General features: G+C 51.8%; 14 protein-coding genes. 3 read left to right on the forward strand and 11 right to left on the reverse strand.

Going from position 1 to position 13,710, the window contains the following annotated elements; genetic code table 11:
* Window positions 1-4: 4 nt before the first annotated feature.
* From WFK81_RS02350 to WFK81_RS02385, 8 genes are all read right to left on the reverse strand, one after another.
* On the reverse strand, window positions 5-757 hold the full coding sequence (locus WFK81_RS02350; protein ID WP_336784844.1) for a Cof-type HAD-IIB family hydrolase: 753 nt from the start codon (window positions 755-757) through the stop codon (window positions 5-7).
* 400 nt (window positions 758-1,157) lie between these two features.
* On the reverse strand, window positions 1,158-2,030 hold the full coding sequence (locus tag WFK81_RS02355) for a metal ABC transporter permease (RefSeq protein ID WP_336784845.1): 873 nt from the start codon (window positions 2,028-2,030) through the stop codon (window positions 1,158-1,160).
* On the reverse strand, window positions 2,027-2,983 hold the full coding sequence (locus WFK81_RS02360; RefSeq protein WP_336784846.1) for a metal ABC transporter permease: 957 nt from the start codon (window positions 2,981-2,983) through the stop codon (window positions 2,027-2,029). Before WFK81_RS02360 ends, WFK81_RS02355 begins: the two co-directional genes overlap by 4 nt.
* Window positions 2,980-3,810, reverse strand: a complete 831-nt coding sequence (locus tag WFK81_RS02365) for a metal ABC transporter ATP-binding protein (protein ID WP_336784847.1) — start codon at window positions 3,808-3,810, stop codon at window positions 2,980-2,982. Before WFK81_RS02365 ends, WFK81_RS02360 begins: the two co-directional genes overlap by 4 nt.
* 24 nt (window positions 3,811-3,834) lie before the next feature.
* The gene (locus tag WFK81_RS02370; protein WP_336784848.1) at window positions 3,835-4,800 is read right to left on the reverse strand and encodes a metal ABC transporter solute-binding protein, Zn/Mn family; all 966 of its coding nucleotides are present in this window, start codon (window positions 4,798-4,800) and stop codon (window positions 3,835-3,837) included.
* Window positions 4,801-5,000: 200 nt separating this feature from the next.
* Window positions 5,001-7,064, reverse strand: a complete 2,064-nt coding sequence (locus WFK81_RS02375; protein WP_336785465.1) for a peptidoglycan D,D-transpeptidase FtsI family protein — start codon at window positions 7,062-7,064, stop codon at window positions 5,001-5,003.
* Between the two features lie 26 nt (window positions 7,065-7,090).
* Window positions 7,091-8,248, reverse strand: a complete 1,158-nt coding sequence (locus WFK81_RS02380; RefSeq protein WP_336784849.1) for a transglutaminase domain-containing protein — start codon at window positions 8,246-8,248, stop codon at window positions 7,091-7,093.
* 47 nt (window positions 8,249-8,295) lie between these two features.
* Entirely contained in the window at window positions 8,296-8,754 is a 459-nt protein-coding gene (locus WFK81_RS02385) for a hypothetical protein (RefSeq protein WP_336784850.1), read from the reverse strand.
* Window positions 8,755-8,992: 238 nt separating this feature from the next.
* Between WFK81_RS02385 and WFK81_RS02390 the strand changes: the two genes are divergently transcribed.
* The 3 genes from WFK81_RS02390 to WFK81_RS02400 all read left to right on the forward strand — a co-directional run bounded on the left by WFK81_RS02390 (window position 8,993) and on the right by WFK81_RS02400 (window position 10,918).
* Complete coding sequence (locus tag WFK81_RS02390; RefSeq protein ID WP_336784851.1) at window positions 8,993-10,153, forward strand: MFS transporter; 1,161 nt, start codon at window positions 8,993-8,995, stop codon at window positions 10,151-10,153.
* 129 nt (window positions 10,154-10,282) lie between these two features.
* Window positions 10,283-10,417 (forward strand): sporulation protein YjcZ, encoded by a 135-nt coding sequence (locus tag WFK81_RS02395; RefSeq protein ID WP_336784852.1) that lies wholly within the window; start codon window positions 10,283-10,285, stop codon window positions 10,415-10,417.
* A 147-nt stretch (window positions 10,418-10,564) separates the two neighbouring features.
* Window positions 10,565-10,918, forward strand: a complete 354-nt coding sequence (locus WFK81_RS02400) for a toprim domain-containing protein (RefSeq protein WP_336784853.1) — start codon at window positions 10,565-10,567, stop codon at window positions 10,916-10,918.
* Here WFK81_RS02400 and WFK81_RS02405 read toward each other — a convergent pair.
* Genes WFK81_RS02405 through cyoE form a run of 3 tightly spaced genes read right to left on the reverse strand, consistent with a single transcriptional unit; the run spans window position 10,896 to window position 13,395 of the window.
* Complete coding sequence (locus WFK81_RS02405; protein ID WP_336784854.1) at window positions 10,896-11,834, reverse strand: AEC family transporter; 939 nt, start codon at window positions 11,832-11,834, stop codon at window positions 10,896-10,898. The genes WFK81_RS02400 and WFK81_RS02405 overlap by 23 nt on opposite strands.
* 3 nt (window positions 11,835-11,837) lie before the next feature.
* A complete protein-coding gene (locus WFK81_RS02410; protein WP_336784855.1) occupies window positions 11,838-12,467 on the reverse strand; it encodes an SCO family protein in 630 nt (209 codons plus the stop codon).
* A 52-nt stretch (window positions 12,468-12,519) separates the two neighbouring features.
* Complete coding sequence (gene cyoE / locus WFK81_RS02415; protein WP_336785466.1) at window positions 12,520-13,395, reverse strand: heme o synthase; 876 nt, start codon at window positions 13,393-13,395, stop codon at window positions 12,520-12,522.
* Window positions 13,396-13,710 lie beyond the last annotated feature (315 nt).

The raw sequence follows: 13,710 nt of genomic DNA on the forward strand, positions 1-13,710 counted from the left end.
GGCATCAACCTTTCAATACATATTGTTTGATGATCTCGGCGACGCCGTTCTCGTTGTTGGTGAGCGTCACCACGTCAGCCGCGTCTTTGACCGCCTGCTGCGCGTTGCCCATCGCTACGCCAAGTCCCGCCTCGCGGATCGCCGCGATATCGTTCAAGCTGTCTCCAGCCGCAACAACCTGCGACATCTCGATGCCAAGCATGACGCATAATTCGCGGAGGGCGCTGGCCTTCGTTATCCCTTTTGGATTAAGCTCCAGGTTCTGGGTGGAGGAATTCGTAATCTCAAGCGCGTCCCATTCGGTTATTTCTTCAAGAATTCGGTTACGGACAACGTCATCCTCCGTATAATAACCAAACTTCAGCCAATGATGGTCTTCATATGTCGTTGACGGGTCTATCCACTTCTCAAGGTTGTAAATGCCGGTTGTCGAGTACGCCCAGAACCAAGTACCCGCATGCCTTAACGCCAGCTCGTGCAGCTGCTTGACGTAGACCGGGCTCAGCAAAGTGCGTTTATGCAGCACATGAGGCTTTTGCCAAATCTCGCTGCCGTTCGCCGTTATCATCGGAGTCTCCAGCTTCAGCTGCTCCGCGAACGGAAGCGCCCCGCGGAAGCCCCTGCCCGTGGAGAAGCTGACGGTAATGCCGGCATCCAGCGCCCGCTGGATCCATTCCGCGTTCTCCTCGCTGATCTCGCTCTGGTCATCCAGCAGCGTGCCATCCATGTCGAGTGCTACTAATTTGTAATTGCCCATGCTCGTATCCTCCTGCCTGTTTCTACTATGCAATATTTTAGCACAGATTAAGAAGATTCCAAACGAAGCGAATGATATTGTTCTAAACGTTGGGACATGCTCGAAGGGTTCAACATTCTGAGTCCAGTCATTTCGCTAACTAGGAAAATAATTTCCTTAACGTAACCGCTGACAGGTCGCTGGTTCGATCTTGTTTACTTTTTGCATGAATAGCGGAATTGCTTTTCCGTATAAGGTAAAAAAGTACCAAATATGAAAAGGCCGCGGCTGTAAATGGTCAGGTAAGAGCATATGCAGGAAATCATTGCAGGATATAAGGAAATTAATGACCGAAGGCAAGGCGTGTACCAGCAGGGCTTCAAAAAAAATCCCGCCTCTCATAAGGCGGGACTCCAATCGGCTAAGCCGCGAGCTTTCGAAGGCGGAGCTTCTTGGCGACGATGCCGTGCGAGGGCGAGAACAGAAAAGCCAGCGCGAACAGTACGGCTGCCGCGCATACGATGCAGCCTGCAATGGAGGCATCAAGCATAACGGCGGCGCCGTAACCTCCAAAGACGCTTAGAATGCCAACGCCAACGCTGAGCATGATCATGCGACCCAGCCGATCGGTCAGCAGATAGGCGGTTGCCGCAGGAATAATCAGCATCCCGACAACGAGAATGGCGCCTACGCTTTCGAAGGAGCTGACGGTTGCCATCGATACCATGCCCATCAAGAGGTAATGGAACAGCGCTACCGGAATGCCGCAAGCGGCAGCCAGAGCGGGATCGAAGGAGCAAAGCTTGAACTGCTTATAGAACAAGCTGATTACCGTTACTATAATGATCAGCGTCACGCCAAGCAGCCACACCGCTTTCGGTCCAAGATCCACACCGTTTACGACCCAGGTGTTCCAGTGTACATAAGCGATTTCGCCGTACAAAATAGCATCCTGGTCCAGATGGACCTGTCTCGCGAACAGGCTGACCAGAAGAACGCCAATCGCAAACAAGGCGGTAAAGACAACCCCAATCGAGGCGTCTGCCTGCACGCCTTTATTCTGAAAGAGCTGAATAAGGAAGACGGCGAATAATCCGCAGGCCATTGCGGCTACCATCATAAGAAGCGAATCCCGCGAGCCGCTTAGCAGGAAAGCAATCACGATACCCGGCATGACGGAGTGGCTGATGGCATCGCCGATCATGGCCATTTTGCGCAGAACAAGGAAGGCTCCGAGTATGCCGCTGCAGCTTGCCACCAGCATCCCGGTTAATAGAATCCAGAAGTCGCTCATAACGATGCCTCCTTGTTCAAGCGATCATCCACGGAAGCCGTTGCGGCTTGCTCTTCATAGCCAAAGCCAAGCGACCGCTTCATTCTTTGCTGAGCCATTCTCTGGACAAGAATTCCCCGTCTGGTGCCAAACAATAGCGACAGTCCAAACAACAGGGTTGCGGCCAGCACCGTAAGCGGACCGGTCGGGAGACTGTCTCCCGTCGAGCTGACAATCGCTCCCGAAGCTCCGCTAATTGCGCCGAACAGGCTGGATACGACCACCATCGCGCCAAGCCGGTCCGTCCAATACCTTGCGGATACCGCCGGCGTTATGATCAAGGAAGCAACCAGGATGACCCCAACCGCCTGAATTCCTACGACTACGGCCACAACCATAAGGCACATAAGCAGTTGTTCGAGCAGCGCAACCGGATACCCGATTCCTTTGGCAAAGCCGGGGTCGAAGGATACCAGCTTGAACTGCTTAAAGAGGGAGTAACAGACCGTTACCAGCAGCAGGCTGACGATCGACAGAGTCAGAACATCCGTCCCCACCATCGAAGCCGCCTGGCCGAACAAAAATTTATCAAGCCCCGCCTGATTGCCGTAGCCCCCATGCTGGACAAGAGTCAGCAAAACAATGCCAAGGCCAAAGAAAGAGGACAATACGATGCCCATCGCGGCATCATGCTTAATGCGTGAATGCCGCGTAATCCAGCCGATCCCGAAGGTTGCCGCCACGCCGGCAAGGCCCGCACCAATGAGGAAATACAGAATAGACTTGGTACCGGTAAGCATAAAAGCAATGCAAATGCCCGGCAGGGCGGCATGCGCAAGCGTATCGCCCATCAGGCTTTGCTTCCGCAGGTAGGAGAAGCATCCGATAATGCCGCTACTCAGTCCAAGAAGCGTGCAGCTGAGCAGAATCCACTGCATGTTCGGGTCCTGAAGGAGCTTCCATAACGTATTCATACCCATTCACTCACCTTTTCGCGATTTCCGTCATCGCCAGGTAAATTCCGGTCAAGGAACGCCAAACGGCCGCCATACGTACGCTGCAGCATTTTTTGATTAAACACCTCTTTTGTCTTGCCGTACGCAACCAGTTCTACGTTTAACAGCAGCACGGAATCGAAATATTCCTCCACCGTCGCAAGGTCATGATGAACGACAATAACGGTCTTTCCTTGCTGCTTCAGCTCCTGAAGCAGCGTAATAATGGCCTTCTCCGTAGCGGCATCCACACCGGCGAACGGTTCATCCATAAAGTACAGGCTTGCGTCCTGCGCAAGCGCGCGGGCTAGAAATACCCGTTGCTGCTGCCCGCCGGACAGCTGGCTGATCTGGCGGGAGGCAAAGTCCGCCATGCCAACCTTGGCCAGACATTCCATCGCAATCGCACGCTCCTTCGCCCCCGGACGCCCGAACAAGCCTAGATGTCCGTATCGCCCCATCATAACGACATCCAGCGCATTCGTCGGAAAATCCCAATCGACGGATTCGCGCTGCGGCACATAACCAACCAGCTTGCGCTGCTGTTTATAAGGCTTGCCGTATACGAGCACTTCGCCGCCAAGGCGGGGAATAAGGCCAAGAGCAGCCTTCATCATCGTTGATTTGCCGGCGCCGTTAGGGCCGATAACCCCAATCAGCTCCCCTTCCGTCACGGTGAAGGAGACGCCTCGCAATACCGGCTTTTTCTGATAGGCTGCGCTAAGCCCTCTGATCGTTAACGGGGGCGCAGCAGCACCCTCCCGCTCCCTTACGGATGACGCAGACTGTACCTTTGCTTCTGACATGACCAGCACTCCCTTTCTCCTCGTTTATCTCAACGCCTGAACAACGGTATCCACATTATGTCTGACCATCCCGATATACGTTCCTTCCACCGTGCCGGCTTCTCCCATCGCATCGGAGAAAAGCTCGCCGCCAATCGTTACCTCATGCCCCATCGAGCGCGCGCCTTGAATAACCGACTCAATCGCTTTCTTCGGCACGCTGGACTCGATAAAGACCGCTTTGATCTTATTTTCGACCAAAAAATTACGCAAGGAGCTCACATCCTTCGATCCGTATTCCGACATCGTGTTCATCCCCTGCAGTCCCGTTACCTCAAGCCCGTACTCGTCGCCGAAATAACCAAACGCGTCATGGGCGGTAACAAGAATTCTTCTTTCTTCGGGTATCGTCGCAATCTGCCCGGCAACGTAACGGTCCAGCTCCTCCAACTTCCCGATATATGCCGCAGCCCGTGCTTGGTAGCCCTCCGCATGAACAGGATCCTTCTCGATCAGGGAGTCCCGGATCACCTCAGCGGCCGATATCCACATCTTCACGTTGAACCAGATATGAGGGTCATGCGACTGGCTCCCTCCGCCCGGGAACGACCGCAGCTCAGATTCCGGTATGCGCGACGAGATCGCAACGGTAGGCTTGCGCTTCTCCAGCTTCTCGAACATCTCCGCCATTTTCCCTTCCAAATGAAGCCCGTTATAAAAAATAATGTCCGCCCGGTCCAGCTTTTTCACATCCCCATAGGACGCCTTATACAAATGCGGATCAACGCCCGAGCCCATTAGGCCGGTAACGACGACATCCTCTCCGCCTATCTCCTGAGCCGCGTCGGCAATCATGCCGGTAGTAGCCGTTACTTTCAGTTTGCCTCTGACCGCATTTCCATCGCTCTGCCCGGTTCCGCAGGACGTCGCCAGCAAAGCACTTACCGCCAAAAATAAAAGGGTCATAATAAACCGCTTAATCGCGGAATTTGGCTTTTTCGGAAACCGCATATCCTTTCCCCCATCCTTGAGTTTCACCCGCGTGTTGCCTGGACGAACATTAGTTAGCTGAACGCCTCTTTGTTTATACTATTCAAAAATGTTTCTCTGATGCAACATTTCTTACGAATTTTGTCTATAAAAAGTTTCAAAAAAAAAGCTGCTCCCGAAGATTCTTTTTCGAATCCTCGGAAACAGCTTTACAGCGCTTCTTATTGTTGAGTTGTACCGGCCGTACCCGTTGTACCGTCAGTACCCGCGTTAGCCGTATTATTCGCTTGATCCTTCAGCTTGCCCGGCGTACCGTTCAAGCCAACCTCGTAATCGTAAGCATCGAAAATTTTCCGCGCGATTGGAGCTGCGCCCCAGCCGCCAAACCCGCCGTCCGGTATAATTACCGCAACCGCCAGCTTCGGATTTTCTCTTGGCGCATACGCAATGAACACCGCGTTATCCGCACGGCGGCCGGCTACGTCGGATTGGGCCGTACCGGTTTTTCTCTCGTAGGTGTACGTTACGCCGTCAAAGCCTTGAACGTTAACCCGGGACATGCCGTCCTCGATTTCCTTCCAATAGGCATCCGGGAAATCGACCGTGTTCAGAACTTCCGGTTTAAACGTCTGAACGACTTTGCCGTCCGCGTCTTTAATCTCATTCACGAACTGCGGCTTCATCCGTTTGCCGTGGTTCGCGAGCATGGACGCGTATTGCACGAGCTGCAGCGGCGTATAACGCGCTTGCTGGCCGAACGATGCCCGCACCAATGCGGATTGGGTACTGGCCGTTTGCTGCTCGTGGTAGTAGTCGATGGTGCCCTTGGACTCGCCCCTCAGACCGCTGCCGGTCAAGACGCCAAGACCAAATTGCTTCATGTAGTTATCCCACACGTCGACGCCTTTTTTGCCGTATTTCTCATACAGATTGTTGCCCACCATCTTCGCCATAAACGGGTTGGAGGAGTGGGCAATCGCCGATGCCGGATCCAGCAAGCCGTAAACATGGTTCGAGGCGTTACCAATCCGTACTTCATGTCCTTTGGACCCGAAGAAAAAGGCTCCGTTATCGAAATACGTGCTTGTAGTCGTAAACAGCTTCTCGTTCAAACCGATCAGAACAGAGAGCGGCTTCATTGTCGAGCCGGGAGGTACCAAGGACGACGGATGCTGGTTCCGCTCTTTGTCGGTTTCGTAGTGAGGGAATACCTCTCTGATCGTCCCGTTGTTCAGAACAGACGAGAAGTTCTTGTAGTCTTCGTTGCTGATCTTGCCGCCCGCCCAAATATTCGGGTCGTAATCCGGCATGCTCGCCATCGCAACGACCTTACCGGTATTCACTTCCATAGCGACGGCAAAACCGATCTTCGCGTATTCGGCACGCTCCGCTTTACTGGACGAAGTGCTGATTTTTTTGATCTGGTCCACAATCGCCTGCTCCGTCGTTAATTGCACGTTGCGGTTGATGGTCAGGTACAGGTCATCACCCTTTTGCGGGTTGGTAATCTGTACGGGACCGATAATCCGCTCCGCGTTATTAACCGGATAAGTCTTCAGGCCGTTTTTGCCGCGCAAAATATCCTGATACATATATTCCAGACCGTCAAATCCAACGTCCTCATCGTCCAGATATTGAAGCTGCGGATCGTCTTCATTCCCTTTATCCTTGTAGAAATCAAGCGTATCGCGAACGCCTCTGAACTTCTTCAAATAGCCGACCAATTGCACGGCTACCGTGTCCTTCGTGTAGTTGCGGACGCTTTCTTCTACGATATCGATCCCTTTAAATTCCGCTTTGTGCTCACTAAAGTAGGCAATCTCATCATTTGTCAGACCGGTTTTAATCCTACGTGGAGTTGAAATTGTATTGCGACGGAAATCCAGGTCCATCTGGCGGATAATATCTTCGGTCGTCATTGCTTTTTCAGGGCTTTTATCACCGTACTTATTAAATACTTCAGCCAGCTTTGCCGCAATCGCTTCCGAATCGCCGTTCTTGAAATCGGGCGAGATCGTGAAATAGAGCGATTGCGTCGATGTCGAGTAGGCAATCGGACTGCCTGACGAATCGTAAATATTGCCGCGAATCGGCGCGATTTTCACGCTTCTGGTGCTCTTCTGGCTGCCTTGCGCGCTCAGCTTCGGACCTTCGACGAACTGCAAGATAGCAAGCTGAATAATAAGAACGCTAAATAGTCCAAATACGATAAAGAAGAAAAAGTTCAAACGAAACGAGAAATGACGACGATTCGTTATTTCCCGTTTCTGCGGATCATCATGCAACCTGTTCACCTCTTGTCCAATCTAAGTTATACTGCCCGGATATGAGTCTTGTCGAAATCAACCGGGTTGAACCAATCGCCGGAGGATGCCCATGTCGCATCGAGCGGAATCCAGGTTCCGCGGTCTCCGCCTACCTTCACCTCGTTCCAGGCGTGCGGCCCGGAGCCTCCGCGTCCGTCAAGCCCCGTGCCGGTCACAACCTTCACTTCCAGACCCGACGCGCGCGCCATCACGGCGTACAGCCTGGCTACGTCGATACATACCCCTTTGCGGGTATCAAACGTCTCCTGCGGGGTCTGTTCCTTCCAAACTCCGTTGTCTACATAATTATTAGCCTTGTCCCAATCATATGCAATCCGGCTTCCGAGCCATTCATACAAAGCCCTTGCCTTATCTTCATCGCTTTTCTTATCCTTCGTAATCTGCAGGGCTGCCTGCTCAATATCCGACGGAATATTGTAATCGATAATCTCGTATTTGCGCTGCAGCACATTCTGGAACTCTTCCTGCACGGCTTCCGCCAGGACAGGTCCGCGTCCGGCAAGCATATCTCCGGCAACCGGTTCAAGAACCGCCGATGCCTTCATGTATAATGGCGATTGCTGAATCAATCCAGACCAAAGGCCGCTTGGCGCCAGCGAGACATAGATAAACAAAGCGGCTACAAATACAAATGCCCGCCCCGCACCGTGAACCGTTCCAAAAACCGCTCCGGCAGCGCGGCTTGCCGCTCCTCCTCCCGGAAGGCGCTCCATGCTCTCATGTCTGCCGCGCTGCTGTCTGCTGGCAAACAGCGTCTCCAGCAGCGGCGCAAGAAAGGACGCAGCCAGCCGAAGCAGCAAATACGAGAGCAGAAACAGGATGCCGTACCGGAGCAGGGCAAAATCACGCAGACTTGTTATAAACGTATACCAAGCCTGAGAGGTTGCGCCAATTTCCTTCTGCGGCATTTTTACATGTTCGCTCAGCCAGTCCGCTGCCATCGGGGATAAACTGCCCGCAATTTTCCCGGCAAGCACAAGACAGACAATTAACAGAATGCCGTCCCATACAAAAAAGAAAAGGCGCCTCGCTGAACCCGACGCGCCTCTTCTCATTCCTTGCAGCAGCGAAACAAGCAGAAGGAGAAGAACGATAAGCGAGACCGGTTCCCATGCCGTCCCTGCGCGAATCCATTCCATCATAAATACCCCTCCTTGCCTCTACCCGCATTACGTTGTTAATTCTCTATCTATACTTTGCCATTCGTCTTCGCTTGATCGATAAGCGCCTGAATGGTCGAATCTATCTTCATCGTACCGATCGATTTGCCGCGGAATTTTACGCTCACTTCACCGGAGCCGGGAACACCTGTCAATTCCAGATTCTCGGTCTTCACCGTGAAGGTTCCGTCGGAATTCGAGGTAAACGTTGCTTTATCCACTTCTCCCGCCATGGCCGATACGGCTTCCTGCTTCAGGCTGTCAATCGCCTGCGTGCCAATGGACTTCACGTCATCCAGCGTATAACCGCTGTAAGCGACAATGCCGACAACAATGACGAGCACCAGTGCCCATTTCACGAATGTCTTGACGACTCTGATAATAAAGAGCAGAGCAACTAGCGCAATGACAAGCACCAGCCAATGATCCTGCAAGAAAGTACTCCACGCATCCCAATCGTAACCGGAAAAATCAAAGTAATTTTTCAACCAACAATCCCCCTAAAAAAAATGATCACACAAGCAGGTGGGATTTTGCCTACCGCAGTAATTCTTACTTCGTAAGCATTAGCCCTATTATACCTCGTGTAATGTCCTATTATCAAACATTATAACCCACCCAGAATATGCCGTAAACGTAAGGCGGCATATCCGCTCCGGAAGACATATCCTGTCCATCTTTAACGTACAAGTAAATTAAGAGGATATGCAAGGAGGAACATAGCCGTTGAAAACCGCAATCTGGCTTTATCTATTTCTGTTCGTCGCTTTTTTCGATCTGCATGCGCAGTACCCGATCCTTACGCCTTTCGCCATCTCCCTCGGTGCGGCTCCCTCCTTCATCGGGCTGATGATGGGCATGTACTCCATCACTCACCTTCCGGGCAATATTATGGCCGGATACGGGGTTGACCGGTACGGAAGCAGACTCTTCATTGTGTTCAGTTTGATGGGCGCGGGCGTTGTCCTGCTGTTTCAATCCAAAGTAACCGATCCATGGCAGCTGCTGGTGCTCCGCTCGATCAGCGGATTCGTACTGGCCTTTCTATCCCCTGCCTGTCTTGCGCTGCTTGCCCGGATTTCGAGCGACGTGACGAAACAAGGCAAGTTTATGGCGGGCAACGGACTGGTGCATACGCTGGCTACGGTTGTATCTCCCGCGGCTGGCGCGTATCTGGTTGCGAGGATCGGGTTCACTACCGCTTTTTATTTATTGGGCTGGGTGCTCATTGTTACCGCAGTCTGCGCCTTGTTCTTTATCCGGGACATAAAGGCAGGGCCGGCCGAAGCGGTTGAGCCTTCGCCAAGCAGTCCGAAACCTGCGATAGCCTTGGGGGCCCCCATCCCTTGGCTGGTGTACCTGCTGCCGATTGCCATGAGCTGCGCGCAAGGTATCCTGTCGTTTGAACTGCCGCTGATGGCAACGTCCACGGAGGGCATGATGGAAACGGGTATATTGTTCTCCGTCGTCAGCATTGGCGCTTTGATTACGCTCAGCATGCTTTTCCTTAACAAGCTTTCATCTTATTACCGGACCTTGTGGGGGGCGCTTGGACTTGCTCTCGTTTATTTTACGATCGCTGCCCAATCCACGCTGCCGTTCTTCCTGCTTCTGCTATTCGTCGGGATGGCCAAGGGCATCGTGCTTCCCGCTATCTCAACCCTGCTTATCGAACTTAGCGGGGGTGCTAAATACGGACGTACCTTCTCGGTTCTGTCTATTGCCTACTCGGTTGGGGCCTTCCTTGGTCCAATGCTTGCCGGCCAACTGCGGGACGATTTGTCCCCATACTATTTAGCTTTTCTTGGCTTAATGATCGGTGTCAGCGTATTGCCTTTCCATCGCAGGAAACCTACGCTAACACCCATTTTTCCGAAGTCTAGGTGAATGCACAAGGCCATCCGCTCACCCGGGCATATAATGCACTATGTCAGGTGGCCACGATGGAAAGATGCTCGGCAAGGAGCATCGCCCGGCCGAAATGACGTTGAAGCTTGCTAGAGAGGGGTGACTTAGATGTCTGATATTCATGTTTCACCTGTAAGCGATCATCGCGGTGGCGGCTTTAACAATGTGGGGGCCATCCTCGTATTGTTCATCCTGCTCGTTATCATCGTCTGCACAATTTGCGGCGGCGGCTTCGGCTATTAAGATTCACTTTCGAATAAAAGTAAAAAAGGGGACGGAGCGCAAATGGCTCCGTCCCCTTTTTCCATTAGGCATCTTTTTCTTGCCCGAGGAAGGTGAATATCGCTACACTACATGTAAGATGCTACAAATAAAAGGCTGGTGACTGCAATGGATATCGCCATTATTGTAGAAGGCAAAAACGACAAAAGCCGTATTCGCCGCGTACTTGATGAATCCGTCCCGATCTTCTGCACCTTTGGCACGCCCGGTTCCGTCCAGCTGGAGAAGCTGCGCAAGCAGGTTGGGGACAAGGATGTCTATATCTTCACCGACAATGATTCATCGGGCAAGCGGATCCGCGGCATACTCCGCGATTTGTTCCCGGACGCCGAGCATATCTATACCCGCCGCGGCTATCCTGGAGTAGAGCATACCCCGGAGGACTATCTGATCGAGCAATTGGAGAAGGCCGGCCTGGAGCCATACATCCAATACCCCGTTAAATATGAAGAAGGAAGATAACGACCGCCACTGTAATAATACTGATAACGGTCGATAGGAATACGGCCTGCGAGGCGAATTCCGGCTCGTTGTCGAACTCGACGGCGAGCAGCACGCTGCTCAGCGAGGTAGGCACGGATGACGATACGATTAACGCCGCCGCCATCATGTGATCGATGGTCGTGAAGAATCCAAGAACCCAAACGACCAACGCGGCCAGCGCGGGACCGCCTATCAGACGCAGCCCGTTCGCAAGCAGTACATTTTTGATAAGAACCGGGTTAAACTCCCACTTCATATTGCCCAGCTGAACCCCAAGCGTAACAAGTGCCGTCCCGATAAAGGCATTGGATAAATACGTAATAGGCGTCTCAATGGATTGCGGCAGCTGCACCCGAAAGCCGTGAAGCAGGAAGGCAATCGGAATCACATAAATAATGGGCTGCGACAAAATGGTGCGAAGCGTAGAGCGGAAGCTCATCCTGTGCGCATTGACGCTATAGATGCCATACGTATTCGGAAGCAAAGATTGCGTAACCATAACAATAATCTGAATCGATAACGTATAAGGATTCGCCGAAAAAGCAAGCTGATTAAGCGGGATCCCGTAATTGGCGCTGTTGTAGAACAGAACGCTGTTGCGCATCGCGCCGCGCATGCCTCCTTCAAGCCCTCGAAGCCGGACGGCTGTCTCTACAACGGAAGCCTGCAGGGCCATAAACAGAACAATAAACAATAAGACCTGACCGATTAGGGCTGCGGAGATGTCCGTCGTATAGAGCAGATTAAAAATGACCGATGGAGAAAATACATAAAAGTTCAGCTTCGACAAGGTTTTGATATCCAAAGAAAAAAGCCGCTGCATTGTGAAGCCAACAGCTATCATCAATGTGAGCGGCAGGACATTGCTCCATAATATATGCCAAAATATATCCATCGCTTATTCCTTCGCGAGCTGCTTCAAATCCGACACCAAGCTCTCGGGCGTAAGTGATTCATCGCTGCCGTTAATCCATTTGCGTATTTGGCCTTTCTTGTCAACGAGCGTTATGACATTCATATGTATGAATGACTTGGTTGCCTCATCCTTCTTCACGCTGACGCCAAAATCTCTTGCCAGCTTGATCGCGGCTTCCTCGTCATCGCCGCGCAGAAAGTCCCAGCCCCCTTTATCCAGCTGCGCAAAGTTGCGGGTTGCGAAGTCCCGAATGACATCAGGCGTATCATGAGCCGGATCGAAAGTAATCGAGATCAGCTCAGCTTTCGTGCCGAGAAGCCCTGCTTCACGGAGTTGGTCCTCTGCCTCGGAGATCATAAACGTTGTTGGAGGGCATACATCCGGACAGCTTGCCCAATAGAAGTAGACCAGCCTCGCTTTGCCGTTTGTGGAATCCAGCGAAACCTCATTGCCGTTAATATCTTTCAATGCAAATGAAGGAGCAGCCATTTGGACGGGCATTTTACTGCCCCCGCTGCTCTGAGAGTAATTCGTAATGAATAAATAAATGCCCATTGCCAAGCAAAGCGCCAGTACGGCTAATTTGAAGCTGTGCTTTTTGAGAAATGCCATTTCCGTTCTCGTCCTCCCTGAAAGGAATTATCGAAAGCAATAGCCAAGCAGATTACTTCACGGTATTTGCCATCATTACAATAAAGACAACCATTAAATAGTTAACGGAAATAAGGAAGTTGACCTTCGCCCATTTCTCGGTATTTTCCGCTTTTATGCCCGAAACGGTATGAACAGCCCAAACAACCCCGGCGATCACGGACAGGGTCAGGAATACGATACCCGTGTATCCGTAGGTGTACAGCAGCACGCAGGTTGGAATCAGAAGAACAACGTAAGGAATCATTTGCAGCTTTGTCCGTTTAATCCCTTTCACTACCGGCAGCAGCGGGAAACCGGCTGTACGGTATTCCTCTACCCGGCGGATGGCAAGCGACCAGAAATGCGCCGGCTGCCACAGGAATAAGAAGGCAAACAGAAGCCATGCCCCCATATCCACTTCATTCGTCACCGCGCAATAGCCAAGCACCGGAGGCATTGCCCCGGAAATACCGCCAATCGACGTACTCCAGGTGGACGTGCGTTTTAACCAGATGGTATAGATGAAAATATAAACAAACCAGCCCAGAAATCCAAGCCAGCCGGTAACCGGATTAACAAGAACAAACAATATCGCAAGACCAATTATGCCAAGAACGATGCCGTATCCCAGCACAAAGCTAGGCTGCAGACGGCCCATAGGCAATGCGCGGTCTTTCGTGCGCTCCATCTTCTGATCGAGCTCTCTATCCCAATAGTTATTGATGACACAAGCCGAGCCTATCGTAACCGCTGAGCCAATGACGACCCACAGCAAAGTCAGCCAATCAATATCCCATTTGGAAGCGACCCAGAAACCGCCAATTGCGGCAAATACATTAAGCCGGAGCAGCCGTGGTTTGGTTAGTGCAATTAAATCTTTCAACACGAAGCGAGCCTCCCGAGTTATGCAACAAAGCACGCAATCCTGCGCGCCTATACATTTTCATTGATGAATCGTTCTTAATCATACAGAAAAATAGATGCCATGACAACGTTCGGAATCATTGTTCATCAATTCGCCATTCAAATTGTGACAATAAATGTGTAACCCTTTTGACCGCCCTTCAATACTATAGGTATGTAGTCAAGTGCCCAGCTCTGAGGCTAATCAAACTCAAAAAGGTTTCATCTATCGGAGCGCACGCGACAAGGAATATCCCGCAATAAGAAAATTGTCCACAAGCGTACTGATCAATCACCAAATTTCAAAGATTGAAAGCGA

This window comes from Paenibacillus sp. MMO-177, assembly GCF_037147795.1.
Taxonomy (GTDB): Bacteria; Bacillota; Bacilli; order Paenibacillales; family Paenibacillaceae; genus Pristimantibacillus.

Coding starts and splice junctions, on each gene's coding strand:
- WFK81_RS02350 (WP_336784844.1), bottom strand. CDS start 757: ATGGGCAATTACAAATTAGTAGCACTCGACATGGATGGCACGCTGCTG.
- WFK81_RS02355 (WP_336784845.1), bottom strand. CDS start 2,030: ATGAGCGACTTCTGGATTCTATTAACCGGGATGCTGGTGGCAAGCTGC.
- WFK81_RS02360 (WP_336784846.1), bottom strand. CDS start 2,983: ATGAATACGTTATGGAAGCTCCTTCAGGACCCGAACATGCAGTGGATT.
- WFK81_RS02365 (WP_336784847.1), bottom strand. CDS start 3,810: ATGTCAGAAGCAAAGGTACAGTCTGCGTCATCCGTAAGGGAGCGGGAG.
- WFK81_RS02370 (WP_336784848.1), bottom strand. CDS start 4,800: ATGCGGTTTCCGAAAAAGCCAAATTCCGCGATTAAGCGGTTTATTATG.
- WFK81_RS02380 (WP_336784849.1), bottom strand. CDS start 8,248: ATGATGGAATGGATTCGCGCAGGGACGGCATGGGAACCGGTCTCGCTT.
- WFK81_RS02395 (WP_336784852.1), top strand. CDS start 10,283: ATGTCTGATATTCATGTTTCACCTGTAAGCGATCATCGCGGTGGCGGC.
- WFK81_RS02400 (WP_336784853.1), top strand. CDS start 10,565: ATGGATATCGCCATTATTGTAGAAGGCAAAAACGACAAAAGCCGTATT.
- WFK81_RS02405 (WP_336784854.1), bottom strand. CDS start 11,834: ATGGATATATTTTGGCATATATTATGGAGCAATGTCCTGCCGCTCACA.
- WFK81_RS02410 (WP_336784855.1), bottom strand. CDS start 12,467: ATGGCATTTCTCAAAAAGCACAGCTTCAAATTAGCCGTACTGGCGCTT.